23 protein-coding genes are annotated in these 23,898 nt (G+C 64.0%); 13 read left to right on the forward strand and 10 right to left on the reverse strand.

The window, feature by feature from the left end; genetic code table 11:
* Positions 1 to 101: 101 nt before the first annotated feature.
* Positions 102 to 734, reverse strand: coding sequence for an RlmE family RNA methyltransferase (locus M2361_RS12285; protein ID WP_100854953.1), 633 nt, complete (start codon positions 732 to 734; stop codon positions 102 to 104).
* Between the two features lie 18 nt (positions 735 to 752).
* On the opposite strand from M2361_RS12285, the gene M2361_RS12290 reads away from it, so the two are divergent.
* The gene (locus M2361_RS12290; protein ID WP_100854952.1) at positions 753 to 1,355 is read left to right on the forward strand and encodes a YhbY family RNA-binding protein; all 603 of its coding nucleotides are present in this window, start codon (positions 753 to 755) and stop codon (positions 1,353 to 1,355) included.
* Positions 1,356 to 1,485: 130 nt separating this feature from the next.
* On the opposite strand, the gene greA is transcribed toward M2361_RS12290, so the two are convergent.
* Positions 1,486 to 1,962: a transcription elongation factor GreA gene (gene greA, locus M2361_RS12295; RefSeq protein ID WP_006221068.1), complete on the reverse strand. Its 477-nt coding sequence runs from the start codon at positions 1,960 to 1,962 to the stop codon at positions 1,486 to 1,488.
* On the opposite strand from greA, the gene M2361_RS12300 reads away from it, so the two are divergent.
* Positions 1,961 to 2,203, forward strand: a complete 243-nt coding sequence (locus M2361_RS12300) for a hypothetical protein (RefSeq protein WP_259249350.1) — start codon at positions 1,961 to 1,963, stop codon at positions 2,201 to 2,203. The two genes, greA and M2361_RS12300, sit on opposite strands and share 2 nt — an antisense overlap.
* A gap of 144 nt (positions 2,204 to 2,347) precedes the next feature.
* On the opposite strand, the gene M2361_RS12305 is transcribed toward M2361_RS12300, so the two are convergent.
* Positions 2,348 to 3,670 (reverse strand): solute carrier family 23 protein, encoded by a 1,323-nt coding sequence (locus M2361_RS12305; protein ID WP_050449038.1) that lies wholly within the window; start codon positions 3,668 to 3,670, stop codon positions 2,348 to 2,350.
* Positions 3,671 to 3,826: 156 nt separating this feature from the next.
* Here M2361_RS12305 and M2361_RS12310 point away from each other — a divergent pair, with 156 nt between their 5' ends.
* The 6 genes from M2361_RS12310 to M2361_RS12335 all read left to right on the forward strand — a co-directional run bounded on the left by M2361_RS12310 (position 3,827) and on the right by M2361_RS12335 (position 10,229).
* A complete protein-coding gene (locus M2361_RS12310) occupies positions 3,827 to 4,249 on the forward strand; it encodes a FlxA-like family protein (RefSeq protein WP_259249351.1) in 423 nt (140 codons plus the stop codon).
* 132 nt (positions 4,250 to 4,381) lie between these two features.
* The gene (locus M2361_RS12315) at positions 4,382 to 5,707 is read left to right on the forward strand and encodes an ABC transporter substrate-binding protein (RefSeq protein ID WP_259249352.1); all 1,326 of its coding nucleotides are present in this window, start codon (positions 4,382 to 4,384) and stop codon (positions 5,705 to 5,707) included.
* A gap of 87 nt (positions 5,708 to 5,794) precedes the next feature.
* Complete coding sequence (locus M2361_RS12320) at positions 5,795 to 7,507, forward strand: iron ABC transporter permease (protein WP_259249353.1); 1,713 nt, start codon at positions 5,795 to 5,797, stop codon at positions 7,505 to 7,507.
* Positions 7,504 to 8,589 carry an ABC transporter ATP-binding protein gene (locus tag M2361_RS12325; protein ID WP_259249354.1) on the forward strand — a complete coding sequence of 362 codons (1,086 nt, stop codon included), beginning with the start codon at positions 7,504 to 7,506 and terminating at the stop codon, positions 8,587 to 8,589. The genes M2361_RS12320 and M2361_RS12325 overlap by 4 nt, the downstream gene beginning before the upstream one ends.
* Positions 8,590 to 8,599: 10 nt before the next feature.
* On the forward strand, positions 8,600 to 9,508 hold the full coding sequence (locus tag M2361_RS12330) for a LysR family transcriptional regulator (RefSeq protein WP_100854947.1): 909 nt from the start codon (positions 8,600 to 8,602) through the stop codon (positions 9,506 to 9,508).
* A gap of 76 nt (positions 9,509 to 9,584) precedes the next feature.
* Positions 9,585 to 10,229, forward strand: coding sequence for a histidine phosphatase family protein (locus M2361_RS12335; RefSeq protein WP_050449032.1), 645 nt, complete (start codon positions 9,585 to 9,587; stop codon positions 10,227 to 10,229).
* 15 nt (positions 10,230 to 10,244) lie between these two features.
* On the opposite strand, the gene M2361_RS12340 is transcribed toward M2361_RS12335, so the two are convergent.
* The 3 genes from M2361_RS12340 to carA form a co-directional block, all read right to left on the reverse strand.
* A complete protein-coding gene (locus M2361_RS12340) occupies positions 10,245 to 11,009 on the reverse strand; it encodes an SDR family oxidoreductase (RefSeq protein ID WP_259249355.1) in 765 nt (254 codons plus the stop codon).
* Between the two features lie 104 nt (positions 11,010 to 11,113).
* Positions 11,114 to 14,359, reverse strand: a complete 3,246-nt coding sequence (gene carB / locus M2361_RS12345) for a carbamoyl-phosphate synthase large subunit (protein WP_100854944.1) — start codon at positions 14,357 to 14,359, stop codon at positions 11,114 to 11,116.
* A gap of 10 nt (positions 14,360 to 14,369) precedes the next feature.
* Entirely contained in the window at positions 14,370 to 15,524 is a 1,155-nt protein-coding gene (carA, locus tag M2361_RS12350) for a glutamine-hydrolyzing carbamoyl-phosphate synthase small subunit (protein WP_050449029.1), read from the reverse strand.
* A 204-nt stretch (positions 15,525 to 15,728) separates the two neighbouring features.
* Here carA and tal point away from each other — a divergent pair, with 204 nt between their 5' ends.
* Entirely contained in the window at positions 15,729 to 16,682 is a 954-nt protein-coding gene (gene tal / locus M2361_RS12355) for a transaldolase (RefSeq protein ID WP_259249356.1), read from the forward strand.
* A 92-nt stretch (positions 16,683 to 16,774) separates the two neighbouring features.
* On the opposite strand, the gene M2361_RS12360 is transcribed toward tal, so the two are convergent.
* Positions 16,775 to 17,302: a carboxymuconolactone decarboxylase family protein gene (locus tag M2361_RS12360; protein WP_100854943.1), complete on the reverse strand. Its 528-nt coding sequence runs from the start codon at positions 17,300 to 17,302 to the stop codon at positions 16,775 to 16,777.
* Between the two features lie 99 nt (positions 17,303 to 17,401).
* Between M2361_RS12360 and M2361_RS12365 the strand changes: the two genes are divergently transcribed.
* Genes M2361_RS12365 through M2361_RS12380 form a run of 4 tightly spaced genes read left to right on the forward strand, consistent with a single transcriptional unit; the run spans position 17,402 to position 21,220 of the window.
* Entirely contained in the window at positions 17,402 to 19,594 is a 2,193-nt protein-coding gene (locus M2361_RS12365; RefSeq protein ID WP_259249357.1) for an ATP-binding protein, read from the forward strand.
* Positions 19,595 to 19,619: 25 nt separating this feature from the next.
* Positions 19,620 to 19,973 carry a response regulator gene (locus M2361_RS12370; RefSeq protein WP_242001389.1) on the forward strand — a complete coding sequence of 118 codons (354 nt, stop codon included), beginning with the start codon at positions 19,620 to 19,622 and terminating at the stop codon, positions 19,971 to 19,973.
* Positions 19,974 to 19,981: 8 nt separating this feature from the next.
* Positions 19,982 to 20,635, forward strand: a complete 654-nt coding sequence (locus M2361_RS12375; RefSeq protein ID WP_259249358.1) for a hypothetical protein — start codon at positions 19,982 to 19,984, stop codon at positions 20,633 to 20,635.
* A gap of 9 nt (positions 20,636 to 20,644) precedes the next feature.
* A complete protein-coding gene (locus M2361_RS12380) occupies positions 20,645 to 21,220 on the forward strand; it encodes a biliverdin-producing heme oxygenase (protein WP_259249359.1) in 576 nt (191 codons plus the stop codon).
* A gap of 29 nt (positions 21,221 to 21,249) precedes the next feature.
* On the opposite strand, the gene M2361_RS12385 is transcribed toward M2361_RS12380, so the two are convergent.
* Genes M2361_RS12385 through M2361_RS12395 form a run of 3 tightly spaced genes read right to left on the reverse strand, consistent with a single transcriptional unit; the run spans position 21,250 to position 23,890 of the window.
* Entirely contained in the window at positions 21,250 to 22,044 is a 795-nt protein-coding gene (locus M2361_RS12385; RefSeq protein ID WP_259249360.1) for an ABC transporter permease, read from the reverse strand.
* Between the two features lie 3 nt (positions 22,045 to 22,047).
* On the reverse strand, positions 22,048 to 22,857 hold the full coding sequence (locus tag M2361_RS12390; protein WP_259249361.1) for an ABC transporter ATP-binding protein: 810 nt from the start codon (positions 22,855 to 22,857) through the stop codon (positions 22,048 to 22,050).
* Positions 22,850 to 23,890, reverse strand: a complete 1,041-nt coding sequence (locus tag M2361_RS12395; protein WP_100854936.1) for an ABC transporter substrate-binding protein — start codon at positions 23,888 to 23,890, stop codon at positions 22,850 to 22,852. Before M2361_RS12395 ends, M2361_RS12390 begins: the two co-directional genes overlap by 8 nt.
* Positions 23,891 to 23,898: the final 8 nt, after the last annotated feature.

A 23,898-nucleotide genomic window follows, 5' to 3' on the forward strand; every position in this document is an offset into this window, starting at 1 on the left:
TGGGGTCCGTGTAGTTACGTCTGGTTTGTCGTTATGGTGGTCGTTGTCTCGGCAAGCAGGTCAGCTTTTCAGGGGTTCGGGGCAACATGCCCCGGCCCGGGTTATTTCAGATCGCGCGCCACCAGAAAGGTTTCAGAGGATTTATCCCGTGAGGCCTTCGGCTTGCGCTCGACCACCCGCTTGAAGTGCTGTTTGAAGGACTGCACGATCTGCGAAAATCCGCTGCCGTGGAAGGCCTTGACGATCAGCGCCCCGTTGGGCTTGAGGTGGGCGCGGGAAAATTCCATCGCCAGCTCGCACACATGCTGAATACGAGCGGAGTCGGCGCTACCCACGCCTGACAAGTTGGGGGCCATATCCGAGATTACAAGGTCTACAGCGCGAGATCCGACCATGTCTTCCAATTGTTTCAGAACGTCATCGTCGCGAAAGTCGCCCTGGATGAATTCCACCCCGGCCACCGGCTCCATCGGGAGCAGATCCAGCGCGATAATACGTCCGTCCACGATGCCGCCCGGGCCGGCCAGGCGCTCGCGCGCCACTTGGGACCAACTGCCGGGCGCCGAGCCTAGATCGATGACCAGGTCGCCCCGGCGCATCAGCTTTTCGGTGTCCAGGATCTCGATCAGCTTGAAGGCGGCGCGGGCGCGATAGCCCTTCTGTTGCGCCAGCTTCACATAGGGATCGTTGATGTGCTGGTGAATCCAGTCTTTAGAGAATTTATTCTTGGCCATTACCGTACAATTCCACGCATGCCTATATTAGAACTTACCTCTCGTGAGCGCAGCGACCTTCGCTCCGCCGCTCACCCTCTGCGCCCCGTCGTCCTGATTGGCGACAATGGCCTGACCGAAGCCGTGCTCAAGGAAATTGACCTGGCACTGGCTTCCCACGGCCTCATCAAGGTGCGCGCCGGCGGCGATGACCGCGAGGCCCGCGAGACCATGTTGTCGACCATTTGCGACACCCTGTCTTGCGCCCCGGTGCACCATCTGGGCAAGACCCTGATTCTTTTCCGCCCGCTGGCCGGCAACATCAAGCCCGCCGCCCTGGCAGCGATGGAGCCCGAGGCTCCCGCCAAGCGCCGCGCTTCCGAGCCGTACACGCCGAAGAAGCTGGCCGCCGAAGGCAAGACCCTGTCCAAGCGTCCGCGCCGCAGCGAGTCCGAAGAGCCCAAGCCGGCCAAGGCGCGCTTCGTGCCGCAAGACCAACTGAACAAGAACGGCAAACCGATGCGCCCCAGCAACAAGCGGGCTACCGCCAGCGGCCACGGTATTCCGCGCCGCGCCGGCAGCGCGCTCAGCCTGCGCGCCGGTGCACGCAGCGGCACCAGCCGCAAGACGTCGAAAAGCTAAGGCCGGGCACAAAAACGGGCGCCTGACGCGCCCGGTCCACCATAGCGATCCGCGCGGTTTCCGCGGACACTCAGCCTGAATCAGGCTTCGAGCTATGGCGTTTTGACAGTTTACCGCTAAGGCGAGCGCGTTAGATGTAACGCACGCCCAGAACTTCGTATTCGCGAACGCCGGCCGGGGCCTTGACCTCGACCACATCGCCTTCGCTCTTGCCGATCAGCGCGCGCGCCACCGGACTGGACACGGAAATCAGGTTGGCCTTGATGTCGGCCTCGACGTCGCCCACGATCTGGTACGTGACGCGGTCACCGGAATCCAGGTCTTCGATGTCGACGGTTGCGCCGAACACGGCACGGCCTTCGGCGTCCAAAGAGGTGGGGTCGATCAGGTGGGCATTGGAAAGCGTGCCTTCAAGTTCGGCAATCCGGCCTTCGATAAAGCCTTGGCGCTCGCGAGCAGCGTCATATTCGGCGTTTTCCGACAGATCACCCTGCGCTCGCGCTTCGGCGATGGCATTGATAACGGCAGGGCGTTCCACGGTTTTCAGCCGCTGGAGCTCTTCTTGCAAGCGCTCGGCCCCGCGCACGGTCAAAGGAATGGCAGACATGTCGTTTCCCAAACAAAAAGTAGAAAACGCCCCGAAGGGAGCGTTCTCGGTGAAGGTCGTTACCGGGGCGCGCACCTGCCATCGGAACAAGAATCAAAGCGAGGCAAGCGGCGCGGTCGACCAAAACAAAACCCCGGCTCGGGTCGGAACCGGGGCAATCAAAGTCATATTGTGGGCAAAGTCCCTCGGAATTGCAAGCCACCGCGGAAAACGTGCTTTTGCACGGTTTTCGCTGCTGTAACCCGCGAAAACCGGCTATTTCCTCAACAATTTCCAGATACGGCGGCGGCCCCCGGCAAGGGACGCCCACCCCGCGTTGCTGAAAAGATACTTTTCAATAGTATTTTGTCATTTTGACCAGTGGCGGAGGCCAAAACGGCCCGATTCATGCCGAAACAGGCTTCCTGCGACGCAACAAGGCGTACAAGATGATGGCCCCGAATGTAGCGGTGCCGATGCCGCCCAGCATGAAGTCACCGATCTTGATGGTGAAGTCGCCCGCCCCCATCACCAACGTGACCGCGGCCACGATCAGGTTGCGGTTATCGCTGAAGTCGACCTGGTTCACCACCCAGATGCGCGCACCCGCAATCGCGATCAAACCAAACACCACGACCGACATGCCGCCCAGAACCGGGCCGGGAATCGTCTGGATCAGCGCACCGAACTTGGGCGAAAAGCCCAGCACGATGGCGATCAACGCAGCCACCACGAAGACCAGCGTGGAATAGATGCGTGTCACCGCCATCACGCCGATGTTCTCGGCGTAGGTGGTGACGCCCGTGCCGCCGACCGCGCCCGACACCATGGTCGCCACGCCGTCGCCGACGAAGGCGCGACCCAGGTAGCGGTCCAGGTCCCGGCCCGTCATGGCGCTGACCGCCTTCACGTGGCCCAGGTTTTCCGCGACCAGGATGATGGCGACCGGCACGATCAAGCCCATGGCCTCGGCCTTGAAGACGGGTGCCGCGAAATGCGGCAGGCCGATCCAGGCGGCGGTGGCCACGCCCGAAAAATCGATGGGCTTGCCCAGGCCCATGCCATTGGCCAGCACCGCGTAGACCACGCAGGCGAGGATCAGGCCGACCAGGATCAGCAAGCGTTGGACCATGCCTTTCGTGTAGACGGCGATGCCGCCGACGCAGACGATGGTGACCAACGCCATGAAGGTGTCGAAGCCCGACGCGCCCATGGCGCCCTTGGCCGCGATGGGCGCCAGGTTCAGGCCGATCACCGCCACCACGGCGCCCGTGACGACGGGCGGCATCAGCGCATCGATCCAATTGGCGCCGCTACCCGAACGGGCGTTGGCGATCCAGACGATCACGCCGATCAAGGTATAGGCCAGGCCGCAGGCGATGATGGCGCCCAGCGCCACGCCAATATTGGCGTTTGCCCCGCCCCCCGCATACCCGGTCACCGCGATCACGCCGCCGATGAAGGCGAAGCTGGATCCCAGGTAGCTGGGCACCCGACCGCCGACAAACAAGAAGAAGATCAGCGTGCCGATGCCGGACATGAGGATCGCCACGTTGGGATCGAAGCCCATCAGCAGCGGCGCCAGCACCGTCGAGCCGAACATGGCCACCACGTGCTGCGCGCCCATCGCCACATTCTTGGGCCAGGACAACCTTTCATCAGGCGCGATGATGACGCCGGGTTCGGCATCGTCCGCCAGGCGCCAACGCGGAAAGTACGAATTCGACATAAATATCCCAAATAAGGGGTTGGGTGAGCGGGCGCCAGTGTAAAGGGGGCTGCGAAGGGGCGGCAACGTTTAAGTATGGCTCGCGCGATGCCGTACTTAGGGAAACCCCGGAAATCCAAGGGGACCCCGAAGTACCACCCGGCAGCAGGAGACATCATGGCTATCAATTCCATCGGCGGCACATCCCGAATCGGCAGCTTGGCCGAGCTGTGGGCCCAGAAGATTCAGGCCAACAAAGAAGCGAAGGAATCCGCCGGTGCGGAGGCGACGACCGTGACGCCCGACGGCAAGATCCGGGTCAACAACCCTGGGGCGGCGGGCATTGGCGGCGCCACGGCTAGCGAAGAGACCGACAACGACGACGAGTTCACCCGCCAGATCAAAATGCTGCAAAAGCAGCTCAAGCGCATCATGGACCAGATTGCCAAGGTGCAGGCCAGCGGCATGTCGGACGAGATGAAGGCGCAGCAGTTGCAGTCGCTGAACGCCCAGGCCATGCAGATTCAAGGCCAGATCCAGCAGGTATTGATCCAGCAGGCCAAGGCGGCCATGGCCAGCGGCGTGTCCGCCACGGCATAAGCGCCACGCCCCGCCGGCCGGGCGCCGCCACCAGGGCGCCCGCGCTGATGAGGCGCATCAAAATTTCTGATTGGACGCATAGCAGACCTGACATTACTGTCTCCAGACAAATTAAAACTACGGAGACAAACCATGCATGCAATGCGCACAGCCCTTGCAGGAGCCCTGCTGGCCGTTTGCTCGGCCCCTGCCCTGGCCGGCACCGTCACGGTGATCACGTCGTTCCCGAAAGACCTGACCCAGGCCTACAAGACCGCGTTCGAAAAGGCCAACCCCGGCATCACGCTGGAAATCCTGAACAAGAACACCGTGTCCGGCATTGCCTATGTGCGCGAAACCCCCGCGGGCCAACGCCCCGAGGTGTTCTGGGCCAGCGCGCCCGACGCCTTCGAAGTGCTGGGCCGCGACAAACTGCTGGCCAAGTCTTCCGACGTGGCCAACAAGGACGTGCCGGACAAGATCGGCAACTACCCCATCAATGATCCGTCCGGCATGTACCTGGGCCAGGCGTTGGCGGGTTACGGCATCGTCTACAACACGCGCTACATTGCCGCGCACAAGCTTGCCGCGCCGGTGGAATGGAAGGATTTGCTGTCGCCCAAGTGGTTTGGGCATGTCGGCATCACCTCGCCCTCGCGGTCGGGCACGATGCACCTGACGGTCGAAACCATTTTGCAAGGCGAAGGCTGGGATGATGGCTGGAACACGCTGCTGCGCATGTCGGGCAACAGCAGCGCCATTACGGAACGGTCCTTCGGCGTGCCCGACGGCGTGAACAACGGCCAGTTCGGCGCCGGCCCGGTCATCGACTTCTTTGGCCTGTCCAGCAAGTATTCCAAGTTCCCGGTGGAATTCGTCTACCCCTCCGAGACGGCCATCGTGCCGGCCAACATCGCGCTGATCGATGGCGCGAAGAACAGCGAGGAAGGCAAGAAGTTCATTGCGTTCACGCTTAGCCAGGCGGGCCAGGAACTGCTGCTGCAACCCAAGATCTCGCGCCTGCCCGTGCTGCCGTACTCGGCCTTGGCCGGCAAGATTCCGCCCGGCTACCCGGACCCCGCCGACATCGCCAAGCGCAGCAAGGTGCAGTTCAACGCCGACCTGTCGCAAAGCCGCTATTACGTCGTGCAATCGCTGTACGACCAGACCATCACGTTCCGCCTGAAGGAATTGCAAGCTGCCACCAAGGCAATCTACGACGCCGAGGCCAAGCTGGGCGACAAAGCCAATAGCGGGCGCGCCGCCGAGCTGCTGGGGCAGGCGCGCAAGCTGGCGTGGGCGCCGCTTATCGATGGCAAGAAGGCCGCCGACCCGGCGTTCCTGGCGGTCTTCGCGGGCAACAAGAAAGACGCCTCGGTGAACCAGCAGATCACCCAGTTGGAAGGCGAGTGGAACGGCCGCGCTCGGGCGAACTACGAAGAAGCCGTGAAGCTGGCCAGAGAGGCTGCGTCACTCTAAGCCACACGTCGCAAGGCGCGTGCGGTGGGCACGACAACATGCCCCCGCCGCGCGGGCAATCCCCTGGCAACACATTCGGGAATCTCGATGACTTCTTCGGGCCACTCACGCCTGCCCGCCGGCCCCGTATTGACGGCGCTGCTGGTGTTCGGCTTTCTGCTGCTTTTTCTTGCCGTGCCCGTGGGCACGGTGTTCTACAGCGCTTTCGTGAACGCCGACGGCAGCTTCACGATGGGCCACTTCGGCGCGTTCTTCAACCAGCCATTGATGCAGGAAGCGTTCTTCAACAGCCTGTACGTGGCGGGCTGGTCTGCCCTGCTGGCGTCCCTGATCGCGGTGCCGCTGGCGTACTTCACGGTGCGCTTCGATTTCCGGGGCGCGCTGATCATCCAGACGCTGGGCGTGCTGCCGCTGATCATGCCGCCTTTCGTGGGCGCGGTGGCGATGCAGCTGATCTTCGGACGATCGGGTAGCGTCAACCTGTTGCTGAACGACTGGTTCGGCTTCACGATTCCGTTCATGGAAGGCTTGAACGGCGTCATCTTCGTTGAAGCCCTGCACTACTTCCCCTTCATCCTGATGAACCTGGTGGTGGCGCTGCGCAACATAGACGGCGCCATGGAGGAAGCCGCGTTCAACCTGGGTTCGCGCGGGTTCCGCCTGTTCCGCCGTGTGATCTTTCCGTTGGCCCTGCCCGGCTATGTGGCGGGCGCGTCGCTGGTGTTCGTCAAGGTGTTCGACGACCTGGGCACGCCGCTGGTGCTGGGCACCACCAACATGCTGGCGCCGCAAGCGTACCTGCGCATTACGCAGGTGGGCCTGGAAGACCCGCTGGGCTATGTGATCAGCGTGATCATGATTGCGTTTTCGATCCTGGCGTTGTGGCTGTCGGCGCGCGTGCTCAAGGGGCGTGATTACTCCACGCTGCAAAAGGGCGGCAATTCGATCCAGAAGCGCAAGCTGGGGCCGATGGAAAGCGTGCTGGCCTACGGCTGGATCATCCTGGTGCTGATGTTGGTGCTGTCGCCGCACATGGGCGTGCTGCTGCTGTCGCTAGCCAGCGTCTGGAGCTATGCGCCGCTGCCCGACGGCTACACGCTGGCGCATTATTCGGCGGTGTTTTCCGAGTCGCAGGGCATGATCGCCAACACGCTGCTTTATTGCGGGCTGGCGGCGGGCCTGGATGTCATCATCGGCACCGCCATCGCCTACCTGATGCTGCGCACCCGGCTGCCGGCGCGCCAGTGGCTGGATTTCATGGCCTCCGCCGCCCTGGCGATACCCGGCATCGTGCTGGCCATCGGCTTCTTGCGCACGTTCCGCGGGGTCGAGCTTCCCGGAACCGGCACGCTGCTGACCTCGTCGTGGATCATCATCATGATTGCGTATTCGGTCAGGCGCTTGCCGTACGCGCTGCGATCTTGCGTGGCGTCCTTGCAGCAGATCAACGTATCACTGGAGGAAGCCGCGCAATCGTTGGGCGCCACGCGCATGAGCACGATCCGCCGCGTGGTGGTGCCGTTGATGGCGGGCGGCATGCTGGCGGGCTTCGTGACCAGCTTCGTGACGGCGGCGGTCGAGCTATCGGCCACCATCATGCTGGTCACCAAGGACAGCCAGGCGCCCATGAGCTACGGCATCTATCTGTATATGCAAAGCGCGGCGGGCCGGGGGCCGGGGGCCGCGCTGGGCGTGCTGGCGGTGGCCGCGGTGGCCATCGGCACGTATGTATCGCACCTGCTGGTGGAGCGCGCGCAGTCGCGCCAGCGTCCGGCACGCACTGAAGGGGAATCCGCATGAAGAAAGTCAGCGTAGAGTGCCGCAACATCCGACTGTCGTATGGCACGACCGAAGTGCTGAAGGATGTGAACATCCACGTCGAGCCGGGGGAGTTCTTCGCGTTGCTGGGGCCGTCCGGTTCGGGCAAATCGACGCTGTTGCGGCTGATTGCCGGTTTCAACCGGCACAGCGCGGGCCAGTTGCTGGTGGATGGCAAGGACATCAGCGGCACGCCGCCCTGGAACCGCAACATCGGCATGGTGTTCCAGAACTATGCGTTGTGGCCGCACATGTCGGTCTGGGACAACGTGGCGTTCGGCCTGGTCGAACGCAAGCTGCCCCGCGCCGAGATCCGCGCCAAGGTTGAAGCCGCGCTCGAACTGGTGGGGCTGTCGCAGTTTGGCAAGCGCCGACCCAATCAGTTGTCGGGCGGGCAGCAGCAGCGTGTGGCGCTGGCCCGAACCATCGTCATCGAACCGCAGGTGCTGCTGCTGGATGAACCGCTATCAAACCTGGACAAGAAGCTGCGCGTGCAGATGCGCCAAGACCTGCTCAGCCTGCAACGCCGGCTGGGCATCACCACCATCTTCGTCACGCACGACCAGGAAGAAGCCATGACCACGGCTGACCGCATGGCGGTGCTGGACCATGGGGTGGTGCAGCAGATTGGCGCGCCCAGCACGCTGTTCGACTATCCGGTGAACCGCTTCGTGGCCAACTTCGTGGGCACGATGAACGTGCTGGAAGGCGATGTGCGCGAACGCACCAGCGGCAGCGTCGTGCTGGCGGTGCCGGGCGTGGGTGACCTGCATCTGCCGCTGACGGCCGAAGCGCCCGCCGCAAGCCGCCTGGCCGCCAGCTTCCGGCCGCACACCGTGCAGATTGAAATGGCGGATGGCCTGGGCGATGCGCGCTATGTGTGGCTGCCGGGCATTGTGGAAAGCAGCGAGTTCCTGGGCGAATTCACGCGCTATCAGGTGTTGATCGGTGAGCAGCGCCTGACGGCCGACCAGTCACATCTGGCGGGGCTGTCGCCCTTTCCTGCCGGCGCGCCGGTTTCCATTGGACTGGAGCCCACCCAGGTACGGCTGTTGGCGGCCTAAACTTGCCGCCATGGAAATCTATCAGATCCGCGCTTTCGTCACGGTTGCCCGACTGGGCAACCTGACCAAGGCGGCCGAAGCGCTGTCCTTGACCCAGCCCGCCGTGACCGCGCAGATCAAGGCGCTGGAACAAAGCCTGGGCGTGGCTTTGTTCGACCGCAGCGGCGGACGGCTGGCGCTGGCCAAGGCGGGCGAGGTGCTGCTGCCCACGGCGGAATCGCTGCTGGTGCTGGGCGCGCAGTTCAAGTCGGAAGCGCAGCAGTTGCAGGGCAGCCTGCACGGGGTCGTGGAACTGGGTGTGCCCAGCGAAAAGCCGGACTTCCTGCGCCTGGGTGAGCTGGCCTCGGCCGTGACGCAGCGCCTGCCTCTGGTGGAATTGAAGACCCAGACGTTGCCCACCGCCACGCTGGCCGAACAGGTCAGCACCGGCCGGCTGCCGGCCGCGCTGACCATCGCCGCCAACCCGCCGCGCGGGGTGCTGTGGCTGCCGTTGCGCAGCGTGCGCTATCGCATTGCCTTGCCGAAAGAACACGCCACGGCGCTCAAGCGCGGCGGCTGGCGCGAAGTGGCCCAGTTGCCGTGGCTGGACGGGCCGTCGGGCAGCCATACGCATCTGCTGCTGCGCGACATGTTCGAACGCCATGGCCTGACACCGCGCATCGTCATGCAAAACGATGACCAGGCCAACCTGGAGGCGCTGGTACGCGCCGGCGCGGGCTGCGCGCTGTTGCGCGAAGAGACCGCGCTGGCGGGCGCCGCGTCCAATGATTTCATCGTGTGGGGCCAAGCCCGCGCTGACGCCATGCTAGGCTTCATCCTGCCTTATGAGCGCGCTAGCGAGCCCGCGCTCGTCGCGTTAAGCTCGATCATTCACGCCATTTGGAAGCCGCGCGCGGTGATCGCGCCGGCCCAGCTTTGATGACCAAGCGTTGATTAACAAGCGTTGATCACCACGCTTTGCCCCACTCCCTGCCTTATTCCCCACTACGACCGTAATGACTGAAATCTGGTTCATCCGCCATGGCGAAACCGACTGGAACCGCCAGCGCCGCCTGCAAGGCTGGAAAGACATCCCCCTGAACGAATTCGGCGTCAACCAGGCCAGCCTGCTTGCCGCGCGCCTGCGCGACGAGGCCCGCGAAACGCCCATCCACGCCATCTACAGCAGCGACCTGCAACGCGCCCACGCCACGGCGGTGCCGGTATCCGAACAACTGGGTTTGCGCGTGCGGGTAGAGCCCGGCATCCGCGAGCGCGGCTTCGGCGTGCTGGAAGGGCTGGACCACGAACACATCGACGTGCAGGCGCCCGAAGCCGCCGCCGCCTGGAAAAGCCGCGACCCCTTGCGGCCGCTGGATGGCGGCGAAACGCTGGGCCAGTTCCAGTCGCGCGTCATTTCCACCGTGGACGACATCGCCAGCCGCCACGACGGCGAGCGCATCCTGATGTTCACGCACGGCGGCGTGCTGGACATCATCTGGCGCCATGCGTCGGGCGTGCCGCTAAACGGCGCGCGCGATGCCGCGCTGCTGAACGTCAGCATCAACCGCGTCGGCGTGCAGGGGCGTAAATGGGAAGTGCTGGATTGGGGCGACGTGGGCCACGTGGCCGATGAGGTCGGCGACGATGTGGTGCCGTAACGCACGCAACACGCATCACCCCACTCTGCGCGGCTTGCGTGGCGCGTTGCGCGCCAGCTTGTCATAGACCGCGTTGGGCAGCAGGCGCATCAGCTTGGCCACCACGCCCATCTGCCACGGAATCACCGTATACGACGTGCCGCGTGCAATCGCCGCATGCGCGCGTTGCGCAAAGGCATCCGCTTCCATCAGGAAGGGCATCGAGTACGGGTTCTTCGCGGTCATGGCGGTCTTGATGTAGCCCGGGGCAATTGTCACCACCCGGATACCGTCAGCCGCCAATTCCAGACGCAGGCTTTCGCAATAGGTCACCACCGCCGATTTAGAGGCGCTGTAGGCGCCCGCGCCCGGCAGTCCGCGCACGCCCGCCACGCTGGCAATGCCCACCAGGCGGCCCGATCCGGCGGCGCGCATGGCACCCACGAAGGGCTCGAAGGTGGCCACGGTGGCCAGCAAGTTGGTGTCCACGATAGCCTTGAAGACGTCGTAGTCCTCGCCGTGCTCGGTCAAGGTGCCCGCGCTGATGCCGGCGCTGGCGATGACGACATCCACCCTGCCCTGGCAAAACGCAATGAAATCGGCCGCCGCCGCATGCAGCGCGGCGCGGTCGCGCACGTCCACGGCGTAGCAACGATGCTCGCCCGGCAGGCTGTCGGCCAATTCACGCAGCGCGTCTTCGCGCCGGCCCAAGAGACCCAGCGTGGCGCCCGATGCGGCGTACTGCTGCGCCAGGGCGCGACCCAGGCCACTGCTGGCGCCGGTGATGAAGACTCTGTTCATGGGATCGTCGTAAGCGGATAGGAAGATAGAAAAGAAAAAGGGCGGCCCTGTTCAAGGGCCGCCCCGGCATCCTACCTCAAGCCCGTAGGCTTGGCGCTGTCGCGTCAGCCTTGACCGCTAAGCGATGCGTGCAGTTCCTGCAACGGATACACCTGCAGGCCCAGGCCCTGGCGCAGATACTGCATGCCTTCGACCGCGGCGCGGGCGCCGGCGATAGTGGTGAAGAAGGTGACGCGGGCAGCCAGCGATTGCGTACGGATCGTGCGCGAATCAACGATGGCGTTGCGGCGTTCTTCGACGGTGTTGATGACCAGCGCGATTTCGCCGTTCTTCACCATGTCGACGATGTGCGGACGGCCTTCGGTGACCTTGTTGACCACTTGCACCGGAATGCCCGCGGTTTCAATTTCGGCCGCCGTGCCGCGCGTGGCAACCAGCTTGAAGCCCATGGCATGCAGGCCGCGCGCCACTTCCACGGCGCGGGGCTTGTCCTGGTTCTTCACGCTGATGAACACCGTGCCGGATTCCGGCAGGCGCACGCCAGCAGCCAATTGCGACTTCACGAAGGCTTCGCCGAAGCTCATGCCCACGCCCATCACTTCGCCGGTCGACTTCATTTCCGGACCCAGGATGGTGTCCACGCCCGGGAACTTCACGAACGGGAACACGGCTTCCTTGACCGAGAAGTAAGGCGGCACGACTTCCTTGGTGATGCCTTGCGCCGCCAGCGTCTGGCCGGCCATGGCGCGCGCGGCGATCTTGGCCAGTTGCAGGCCGGTGGCCTTGGACACGTAGGGCACCGTACGCGAGGCGCGCGGGTTCACTTCCAGCACGTAGACGTCGCCACCCTGGATGGCGAATTGCACGTTCATCAGGCCGCTGACGTTCAAGGCCTTGGCCATCATCGTGGTCTGGCGCTTGATCTCGGCGATGACTTCCGCCGACAGCGAGTAAGGCGGCAGGCTGCAAGCCGAGTCGCCCGAGTGCACGCCGGCCTGCTCGATGTGTTCCATGACGCCGCCGATGAAGACGGTTTCGCCATCGGCCAGGCAGTCCACGTCGACTTCGGTGGCGTTGTTCAGGAAGCGGTCCAGCAGCACGGGTGAGTCATTGCTGACCTTCACGGCCTCACGCATGTAGCGCTCGAGGTCTTGCTGCTCGTGCACGATTTCCATGGCGCGGCCGCCCAGCACGTAGCTGGGGCGCACGACCAGCGGGTAGCCGATCTCGGTGGCGTGGGCCAGGGCCTCGCCTTCGGTGCGCGCGGTGCGGTTGGGCGGCTGACGCAGACCCAGCTTGTTCAGCAGCTTCTGGAAGCGTTCGCGGTCTTCGGCAACGTCGATGGATTCCGGGCTGGTGCCGATGATGGGCACGCCGTTGGCTTCCAGGGCACGCGCCAGCTTCAACGGGGTCTGGCCGCCGTACTGGACGATCATGCCGACCGGGTTTTCCTTGTGGACGATTTCCAGCACGTCTTCCAAGGTCAGCGGTTCGAAGTACAGGCGGTCGGACGTGTCGTAGTCGGTGGACACGGTTTCCGGGTTGCAGTTGACCATGATGGTCTCGTACCCGTCGTCGCGCAGCGCCAGCGCGGCATGCACGCAGCAGTAGTCGAACTCGATGCCCTGGCCGATACGGTTCGGGCCACCGCCCAGCACGATGATCTTCTTGCGATCGGTGGGGGCGGATTCGCACTCTTCTTCGTACGTGGAGTACATGTACGCGGTGCGGGTGGCGAATTCGGCGGCGCAGGTGTCCACGCGCTTGTAGACCGGGCGCACGTTCAACTGGTGACGCAGCTTGCGCACTTCGGATTCAGCGGAATCCAGCAGGAAAGCCAGGCGGCGGTCGGAAAAACCACGGCGCTTCAGTTCCCACAGCGTGGCGTAGTCCAGGTCGGCCAGCGTCTTTTGTTCCAACGCCAGTTCGATGTCGACGATTTCCTTGATCTGCGACAGGAACCACGGGTCGATGTGCGTGATGTTGTGCACTTCGTCCAGCGTGAAGCCTTGCGCAAAGGCGTCGCCCACGTACCAGATGCGTTCGGGACCGGGCTCGCCCAGTTCGACTTGCAGCTTTTCGCGGTCGGTGGTTTTCTGATTCAGGCCGTCGACGCCGACTTCCAGGCCACGCAGCGCCTTCTGGAACGATTCCTGGAAGGTGCGGCCGATGGCCATGACTTCACCCACGGACTTCATCTGGGTGGTAAGGCGCGCGTCGGCGGTGGGGAATTTTTCGAAGGCAAAACGCGGCACCTTGGTGACGACGTAGTCGATCGACGGTTCAAACGAGGCAGGCGTGGCGCCGCCGGTGATTTCGTTCTTGAGCTCGTCCAGCGTGTAGCCCACGGCCAGGCGCGCGGCGACCTTGGCGATGGGAAAGCCGGTGGCCTTGGATGCCAACGCCGACGAACGCGACACGCGCGGGTTCATCTCGATGACGATCATGCGGCCGTCACGCGGGTTGACCGCGAACTGCACGTTCGAGCCACCCGTATCCACACCGATCTCGCGCAATACCGCGATCGATGCGTTACGCATGATCTGGTATTCCTTGTCGGTCAGCGTCTGGGCCGGCGCCACGGTGATCGAGTCACCGGTGTGCACGCCCATCGGGTCCAGGTTTTCGATCGAGCAGACGATGATGCAGTTGTCCGCCTTGTCGCGGACCACTTCCATCTCGAATTCCTTCCAGCCCAGCAAGGATTCTTCGATCAGCAGTTCGCTGGTCGGCGAGGCTTCCAGGCCGCGGCGGCAGATGGTTTCGAATTCTTCGGCGTTGTAGGCGATACCACCGCCCGAGCCACCCATGGTGAAGCTGGGGCGAATGACGGCCGGGAAACCCGAGGTGCCAACTTCGGAAGCGATGCGGCGCTGCACTTCCCAGGCTTCGTCCATGCTGTGGGCGACGCCCGACTTGGCCGATTCCAGGCCGATGTCGGTCATGGCCTGCTTGAACTTCTGGCGGTCTTCGGCCTTTTCGATGGCGTGCTCGTTGGCGCCGATCAGTTCCACGTTGTGCTTTTTCAGCACGCCGTGGTGGGCCAGGTCCAGTGCGCAGTTCAGCGCGGTCTGGCCGCCCATGGTGGGCAGCAGCGCATCGGGCTTTTCACGCTCGATGATTTTTTCAACCGCTTGCCAGGTGATGGGCTCGATGTAGGTGACGTCGGCCGTTTCCGGGTCCGTCATGATCGTGGCGGGGTTGCTGTTCACCAGGATGGTGCGGTAACCCTCGGCCTTGAGCGCCTTGCACGCCTGTGCGCCGGAATAGTCGAATTCGCAGGCCTGCCCGATGATGATGGGGCCGGCGCCGATGATGAGTATGCTTTTTAGGTCTGTACGCTTGGGCATGATGCAATCTTTACTTTTGGCCGGACATCAGGGCGATGAACTTGTCGAACAGTTCAAGGATGTCGTGCGGACCCGGGCTGGCTTCGGGGTGACCCTGGAAGCAGAAGGCCGGGCGGTCGGTGAGCTCGAAGCCCTGCAGCGTGCCGTCGAACAGCGACACGTGCGTGACGCGCGCATTGGCCGGCAGGCTGGCCGCATCGACCGCGAAGCCGTGGTTCTGGCTGGTGATGAACACGCGCTTGGACTGCAAGTCTTGCACGGGGTGGTTCGCGCCGTGATGGCCCGTCTTCATCTTGAGCGTCTTGCCGCCCACGGCCAGGCCCATGATCTGATGGCCCAGGCAGATGCCGAAGACCGGCAGCTTCTTGTCCAGGAACGTGCGCGTGGCGTCGATGGCGTAGTCGCAGGGCTCAGGGTCGCCGGGGCCGTTGGACAGGAACACGCCGTCGGGATTGAGCTTCAGGACGTCTTCGGCGCTGGTTTGCGCCGGCACCACGGTCAGGCGGCAACCGCGATCGGCCAACAGGCGCAGGATGTTCGTCTTGATGCCGAAGTCGTAAGCAACGACGTGGAACTTGGATTGGTCGGGCTTGGAGAAGCCTTCGCCCAACTGCCAGGTGCCTTCGGTCCATTCGGTGCTGGCTTTCTGCGACACGACCTTGGCCAGGTCCTGGCCGGCCATGCCGGCAAAGCCCTGCGCCATTTCAACGGCGCGCTCGGCGTCGGTGCCGACGAAGATGCAGGCGCCCTGGGCGCCTTTTTCACGCAGGATGCGCGTGAGCTTGCGGGTGTCGATGCCGGAAATGGCAACGATGCCCTGCGCGGCCAGATAGTCGGGCAGGGATTGCGTGGAACGGAAGTTCGACACGCGGGCGGGACAGTCGCGGACCACAAGCCCGGCGGCATAGACGCGATTGGCTTCCACGTCTTCGGCGTTGACGCCGGTGTTGCCAATGTGCGGATAGGTCAGCGTAACGATCTGACCGCTATAGCTGGGATCGGTGAGAATTTCCTGGTACCCGGTCATCGCGGTGTTGAACACCACTTCGGCAACGGTAGCCCCAGGCGCACCGATCGACACGCCTCGAAAAATGGTACCGTCCGCCAGAGCCAGAATTGCAGGAGGGAAGCGGTTGATCCCCTCGGGAAAAAGTTGCGGCAGCACAGTAAACCCCGGTTTTAGAATCGATAATCAAACCTTCGGATTATACCTTGACCGGGCAAATTCCCCGGCGAACCGCGCCAAATAAGGCCGGAATCGCTGATTGGCCCCTGCGCGACCTCCGGCTTGTGGGCGACGGCAAGACACCAAAGGCAGTGATACGCTAGGGAATCTTCAACCCTTGCCGTTGTGAGCCGCACCTTGTCCATGCCCAGCCAACTTGACGCCTTGCGCAACCACACCACCGTTGTCGCCGACACCGGCGATTTCGAAGCCATGAAGGCGTTGCGCCCCACCGACGCCACCACCAATCCGTCCCTTATTCTTAAAGCCGTTCAGCAGGATGCTTACCGCCCCCTGCTGGAACACACCGTGCGCGATCATCCGGGTGCGTCCGCGCCGGAACTGGTCGACCGCCTGCTGGTGGCCTTTGGCCGTGCCATCCTGAATATCGTGCCGGGCCGCGTGTCCACCGAAGTGGATGCCCGCCTGTCGTTCGACACCCGCGCCACCATCGAGCGTGCGCGCGGCCTGATCGCCCTGTACGAAGCCGCCGGCGTGCCACGCGAGCGCGTGCTGATCAAGATCGCGTCCACCTGGGAAGGCATCCAGGCCGCCCGCGCGCTGCAAGCCGAAGGCGTGCGCTGCAATCTGACGCTGCTGTTTTCGCTGCCCCAGGCCGTGGCCTGCGCCGACGCGCGCGTGCAGCTGATTTCGCCTTTTGTTGGCCGCATCTACGACTGGCACAAGAAAAGCGCCGGCGCCGCGTGGGTGGAAACCGATAACGCCGGGCCGCAAGATCCGGGCGTGCTGTCGGTGACGCGCATCTACCGGTATTACAAGCAGCACGACATTTCTACCGAAATCATGGGCGCCAGCTTCCGCAACGTGGGCCAGATCCTGGCGCTGTCGGGCTGCGATCTGCTGACCATCAGCCCGGACTTGCTCAATCAGTTGGCCGGCACGCAAGGCGATGCACCGGCGCAATTGCGCGCCGACGACACGGGCCCCGCCATTGATCGTATCGGCGCGGACGAAGTCAGCTTCCGCACGCTGCTCAACGACGACGCGATGGCCAGCGAAAAACTGTCCGAAGGCATCCGCCTGTTCGTCGCCGACGCGGTGAAGCTGGATGCATTGATCGACGCTCAGCGCCGCTGAGCCATCTACTTTTAGCTAAAAAACAAGCGTGCCCAGGATTTGGGCACGCTACTTGCTGACACGCCTGATGGCCTGCCTGTTTAGCGATGAGCTTAGCGGTGGTCGTGCGAATGCACCTGCAACGCTTCCAAAAAGCGCGACACCATGTTGTAGGCCGCGACCGTCGCGGTCAGTTCGACGATGAGCTTTTCCGAGCCCATAGCCGCGCGGGCCGCCTGAAACACCGGTTCCGGCACCTGGACGTTGCGCGTCATGGCGTCGGTGTAGGCCAGTACGGCTTTCTCGCGCTCGTCGAACAGCGTTGAGTTCTCCCAATCGCCCAGGGCATCCAACTGGGCTTGCGACACACCTTCTTTAAGCGCGATCGGCGCGTGCTGATCGGCCTCGTAGGGCGCGCCGTTTAGCGCGGCGACGCGCATGATGACCAGTTCGCGCACGTCGCCGGGCAAGGTACTCAGTTGCCGAATGGACGTCAGGTAGTTCAACCAGCCTCCGGCCACGGCGGGGCTATGTAGCAGCATTTGGTACAGATGAAGCACGCTGCCCCGTTCGGCAACGATGCGGTCCACCAGGGGACGTGCTTCGGGATGAGACAGATCGGCGTAGGGAAGACGGGCCATGGGCGCTCCAGAGAGTTGAAGGGGCTGCAAATGCATACATTCGAACAATATATTTGACATAATGACAGCTCATTGCGCGTCCCAGGTACCCCACCCACAATGAATGCGCCAACCCAATCCCCCACGCCAGTCACGCTCGCCAACTGCGACAGCGAACCGATACATATACCGGGCGCCATCCAGCCGTTGGGAGCGTTGCTGGCGTTCGACGCGGATGGCGTGCTGCAATTTGCCAGCGAAAATGCGCCTGCCGTGCTGGGGGTGTCGCTAACCTTGGGCGAGTGCTGCCTGCCAGGCGCGCTGCCCGCCAGCCTGGCCGAGTACCTGACGGTGTGGCTGGACAAGTCCGATCCCGTTTTCGACCCCTTTGCGCTTGCGTTGAACGACGCTACGTACGACGTGATCGGCCACCGCAATAGCGACGGCCTCACGATTATCGAACTGGAGCAACGCGTCCAGGTCGGCGAGAGCGTCGCCGACCCCGCACGCATCTACCGCAGCATCGAGCGTGTGCGCCGCGAGCGTGACATCGCCGGCTTGTTCAAGAGCGCCGTGCGCGAGGTGCGCCGCGCCACCGGTTTCGATCGCGTCATGGCCTACCGTTTTCATCCCGACGACAGCGGGGAAATCGTCACGGAAGAACGCCACGAATCGTTGGAAGACTGGGTGGGCCGCCGCTATCCCGCCGGCGACATCCCTGCACAGGCGCGCCGTCTGTACACCGTGAATACGCTGCGCCAGATTGCCGATGCACGTTACGCGCCGGTGCGCGTGCTGGGCGCGCCCGCGGCAGCCGCGCAGCCGCTGGACATGAGCTTTTCGGTGTTGCGCAGCGTGTCGCCGATCCACCTGGAATACATGGCCAACATGGGCGTGCAGGCATCAATGAGCCTGTCGATCGTGATCGGGGACCGGCTGTGGGGCATGATTGCCTGCCACCACCATGGGCCCCGCCCCATCCCCTACCCCGCGCGCCTGGCCTGCGAAGCGCTGGCGCAAGTGCTGTCCGCCGCGTTGGCCAATATCGAAGGGGCTGAACGCGCCGCCCAGGCCCGCCGCAATGCGGCCTTGGTCAGCCAGCTGACCGAACGCGCCTCCGCCTCCGAAAACCTGCATATGGCCTTGTCGAGCGGGCCGGACACGCCCGCGTCGCTGATCGCGAACGATGCCGCGCTATGCCTATGGGGCAATAGCGTCACGGTGTTTGGCGGCATCGCGCCGCGCGGCGAGTTGTCGGGCATTCTGTGCGCGCTGGACCAAAGCGGCCAACGCCTGGTGCATACCGACAACATCGCCCTCGACTACCCCGACCTGCAAACCGATCTGGTCCCTTATGCCGGCCTGCTGGCCTGCAAGTTCGACCCGATGAACAACGGCTGGCTGATCTGGCTGCGCAAAGAGCAGATCGAAACGCTGGTGTGGGGCGGCAAGCCCGAAAAGCAATACGCGGTCGGCAACCAAGGCCCGCGCCTGACGCCGCGCGGCTCTTTCGAGGCCTGGCGCGAAGTGGTGCGCAATACCTGCACCCCGTGGCTGCCCGCCGAACTGGAAGCCGCCGACAATCTGCGCGACGAACTTTCCCACATTGCCACGAGCCGGGCCGCCGACGTCGACCGCGCGCGCACCGCGCTGCTGGCCATGCTGGGCCATGATCTGCGTGACCCATTGCAATCCATTTCCATGGCCGCCACGCTGCTGTCCAAAACGGATTCCGGCGCGCGCATGGGCGAACGCATCCGTTATTCCAGCGGCCGTATGCAGCGCCTGATTTCACAGGTGCTGGATTTATCGCGTCTACAGGGCGGCATGGGCCTGGGCATCGAAAAGCGGCCGTGCGCCCTGAGCGATCTGGTCAACGGGCTGATCGACGAAAAGCGGCAGGCCTACCCCGGCTTGCGCATCGAACCCGATGTGGAACCCGGCTTGATGCTGATGGCCGACACCGATCGCATCGCCCAGGTTGTGACTAACCTGATGAGCAACGCGCGCCAGCACGGCGCGCCGCGCCAGCCCATCATTGTTCAGGCGCACCAGCGCGGCAACGACATAGAATTGCGCGTCATCAACCATGGCGCGCCCATTGCGCAAGAGGTGCTGACGCATCTTTTTTCGCCTTTCAAACCCGAATCGCTGGGCCAGTCGCGCAACCGCAACGGCCTGGGGCTGGGCCTGTATATCGCCGAACAGGTCGTGCGCGGCCATGACGGCGAGATCTCGGTTGCGTGCCGAGACGGCCTGGTCATTTTTACGGTGAGGCTGCCGCGCGACGTGCGCGACACGCCCGCCCCTTGAACCTTGGAGACACCTTTTGAACGAAGTGCGCGCAGTTCGCGTCCTGCTGGTTGACGACAATGAAATGGGCTCGGAGCTGCTTGCCGAGTTCCTGGCGCTTTCAGGCGTGGAAACGCGCTGCGCCGCCTCAGGCGAAGCCGCCCTCGACATGATTGACGGCTTCAGCCCCGAAGCCGTGCTGGTTGACATCCTGCTGCCTGATATGGACGGCTATGAGTTGGCGTCCCGCTTGCGCTCGCGCGGCGCACCGCCGCGCATCTATGCCCTGAGCGGCCTGGCGCGCCACGAGCGCCGTGACGCGGACGGCATGTTCGACGGCTGGATCGAAAAGCCCGCCGACCCCGACGCGCTGCTGGCCATTTTGCAACAGACACACTAGGGCCGCCCATGTCTATCGCCAACCCCCTGGACGCCCTTGCCGCGCAAGGTGTGCGGTTCAAAGTGCTGGCCCAGGTGTTCCCGGTGCTGCGCCACGAAGTCGTGGGCCCGCTGTCCAACGCCACGCTGGCCGCCGCGATGCTGCGCCAAACCCCGGACGGCGCCGATGCCGACGCCTTGCAGCAGCGCTGCCATCGCCTGGCGGGCGACCTGACCGGCATGCTGGAAGACAGCGTCACCATCGTGCGCGAACTGGACCAATGGCTGCTGGACAGCGACGCCACCACGTCCATCGAAGCCCTGCTGCGCGAGTGCCGCAAGCTGATGTTTTCGCATCTGCTGCTGTCGCGTCACAGCATCGTCTGGCCCGAAGACGCGGCCGACGTCCAGGTGCCGCAATTCACCTCGCGGTATCTGCTGCTGGCATGGCTGCTGAGCCTGCTGTCCGTCCTGCCTGCCGACGCCGCGTTGACGCTGGATTGTTCGCAGCCCGATGCCTGGCATGTGCATTTTTCGAACAGCCTGGCGTCGACGGCGCCGTCCGAGCAACCCGCCTTTGCCCCCGAAGAAGTGGAACTGCTGGCGGCGGTATCCGGCTGGCGCCTGGAGCGCCAAGCGCAGTGCTGGTCGTTGCACCTGCCTGTTGCCAACCAAGAGCAATAAGCAACCGCCATGATTTCGCCCGTACACCAACGGCTTCGAGACGGCACGCGCGACAGGCACGAAGCGTTGGATCAGGGCTTGGCCCTGACCAGCGGCGAGATGGACCGCGCCGGTTATTTGAACTATCTGCGCGCGTTGCTGGGCTGGCTGGAACCCCTGGAACAGCGCCTGTGGCAACTGGACTGGCCCCACAGCCTGCAAGCCTCCGCGCGCGCCGGAAAAAGCGATTGGATCCGTGCCGACCTGGCCGCCGCTGGTGACGCGGCACCGGTGTCGTACTGCGCTGACGCGCCCCGTATCGAGACGGCCGACGCCTATGCGTTGGGGGTTGCATACGTGGTGGAAGGGTCGCAACTGGGCGGACGCTTTCTGGCTAAGCACCTGGCCGATGTCACGCCCGCGCTGCCGCTGCGCTATCTGCGCGGCTATGGCGAGGCGCTGGGCCCGATGTGGAAGACGTTTCTACAGTTTCTGGACAGCGAGGCCGGCGCCCAAGGGCGCGAAGACCACGCTTTGCAAGGCGCGCGTGACGCCTTCGACAGCCTGACGGCCTGGCTGCACAGCCGGCACGCGCTGCGAACCTGAACGGTTCGCGGCGCGGCCGCGCCGGTTGATTACAGCTTTTCGGTTTCGCCCGATTTGGGCTGCCACTTCATCAAGCGCTTTTCACCAACGCCGACGATGTAGTCCAGCACCAGCGCAAACGCGGTCAGCACCACGATGCCCGCGAACACGGTGTTCACGTCGAACGTGCCTTCGGCCTGCAGGATCAGGTAGCCCACTCCGCTTGCCGAGCCCAGATATTCCCCCACCACCGCGCCCACGAAGGCCAGGCCCACGGACGTATGCAGGCTGGAAAACACCCAGCTGGTGGCCGACGGCAGATAGACGTGGCGCAGCAACTGACGCTTGCGCGCGCCCAGCATGCGGGCATTGTCGAGCAGGGTTGGGCTGACTTCGCGCACGCCCTGGTAGACGTTGAAGAACACGATGAAGAACACCAGCGTGACCGCCAGCGCCACCTTCGACCAGATCCCCAAGCCGAACCACATGCCGAAAATGGGCGCCAAAATGACGCGCGGCATCGAGTTGGCGGCCTTGATGTAGGGGTCGAGGATTGCGCTTGCGCGCGGCGACAAGCCCAGCCACAGGCCAAAGCCCAAGCCCGCGATGGTGCCGATGAAAAAGGCCAGCACGGTTTCGGTCAGGGTCACCCACAAGTGCGTGTAGATGTCCGCGTTGGTGACGAACCAGGCCCAGATGCGGCCCCAGACCTTCAAGGGTTCACCGAAGAAGAACGCGATCTTGGGATCGCGTGCCGCGAAATGCCAGACGCCCAGGATGACGACCAGCAACAGCAGTTGCCAGAAGCGCAAGCTGGCGGAACCGGATTTAAGTGACTTCGACATACCTCAGGCTCGCTTCTGTTGGGCATAGCCCTTGAGCACTTCTTCGCGCAGCACCGCCCAGATGGCCGAGTGCAGTTCAACGAAGCGCGGATGGGCGCGTACCTCGGCCACGTCGCGCGGACGCGGCAGGTCGATGGCGAATTCCCCGATGGGGTGCGTGCCGGGACCGGCCGACAGCACGATCACGCGGTCGCTCATCGCGATGGCTTCGTCCAGGTCGTGCGTGATGAACAGCACGGCCTTGCGCTTGGCCATCCACAAGTCCAGGACTTCGTTTTCCATCAACTGGCGCGTCTGGATGTCCAGGGCGGAAAACGGCTCGTCCATCAGGATGATGTCGGGGTCGCGGATCAGCGTCTGGGCAAGCATGGCGCGCTTGCGCATGCCACCCGACATCTGGTGCGGATAGCGGCTTTCGAAGCCGCCCAGCCCCACACGACGCATCCACTCCCGCCCGCGCTCCAGCGCTTCGGGGCGTGGCACGCCGGCGAAATCCAAGCCGGCCACCACGTTGTCCAGCGCGCTGCGCCAGGGCAACAGCGCTTCGCCCTGGAACATGTAGCCCGCACGCTCGTTGATGCCGGACAAGGGTTGGCCGAAGACCTTCACCTGCCCGCTCGACGGCGCCAGCAAGCCGGCGCCGACATTGAGCAAGGTGGACTTACCGCAGCCGGTCGGGCCCACCACCGACACGAACTCGCCCGGCGCAATGGCCAGGGTTGTGTCGCTGACGGCGGTGTAGCGCTGCGACCGGTCGTCGCGCGAAACAAAGGTGCAACTGATATTTTCCAGCGATAGTGCGGCTTCAACCATTGGCGTACTTCTCGTTGGCGCGGCGAGCAAAATCGTTGGTCCAGACCTTCGACGGGTCGATCTTCGACGCGTTGAACTCCGCCTGGTACGCGGCCAGCGCCTTGAGCGCCGTGGCCGCGCCGTCCTCGGGGATCATGCCGTCGGGCGACAGGCCTTCCAGGCTTTTCGCGATGGCGGCCTTGTAGATGGCCGGGTCGCCCAGCAGATAGGTTTCCGGCACGACCTTGGCGATTTCATCCGGACCTGCCTTCTGAATCCACTTGTCGGCGCGCACCATTGCATTGGCCAGCGCCTGGGTGGTGTTCGGATTGGCGTCGATGAACGCTTGCGGCGCGTACAGGCAACCGGCCGGCATGTTGCCGCCGAAGATGTCCTGCGTGTCCTTGAGCGTGCGCGTGTCGACAATGATCTCGATGTCGCCCGGCATCTGCAACATCGACACCACGGGGTCGGTGTTGGAGATGGCGTCGATCTGGCCGCTGCGCAACGCCGTCACGGCACCCGCGCCGGCGCCCACGCCAATGATGGAAACGTCAGAGGCCTTCAAGCCATGCTTGGCCAGGAAGAAGCTGACGACCATGTTGGTGGACGAGCCCGGCGCGGTCACGCCGATCTTCTTGCCCTTGAGGTCGGCGGCGCCCTTGTAGTTGGGCAGGTTCTTCTTGGACACGCCCACGCCGATCATCGGCGCGCGGCCTTGCAGCACGAAGGCGCGGTAGGCCTGGCCCTTGGACTGCATCGACAGCGTGTGTTCGAAGGCGCCCGACACGATGTCGGCGCTGCCACCCACCACGGCTTGCAGGGCCTTGGAGCCGCCCGCGAAGTCGGCGATGCTGACGTCCAGCCCTTCGTCCTTGAAGTAGCCGCGGGCTTCCGCGATGGACAGCGGAAGGTAATAGATCAGGGGCTTGCCGCCCACGGCGATCTGGACTTTGGTCTTCTCAAGTTTCTGAGCCCGCACGATGGCGGGTGCCATGCCCATGACGCCGGCGGCGCCAGCCATCTTGAGCAAGTCACGGCGAGTAACTGACATTGGGTTGT

The organism is Achromobacter sp. JUb104 (genome assembly GCF_024806975.1).
In the GTDB taxonomy this organism is placed as follows: Bacteria; Pseudomonadota; Gammaproteobacteria; order Burkholderiales; family Burkholderiaceae_B; genus Achromobacter; species Achromobacter spanius.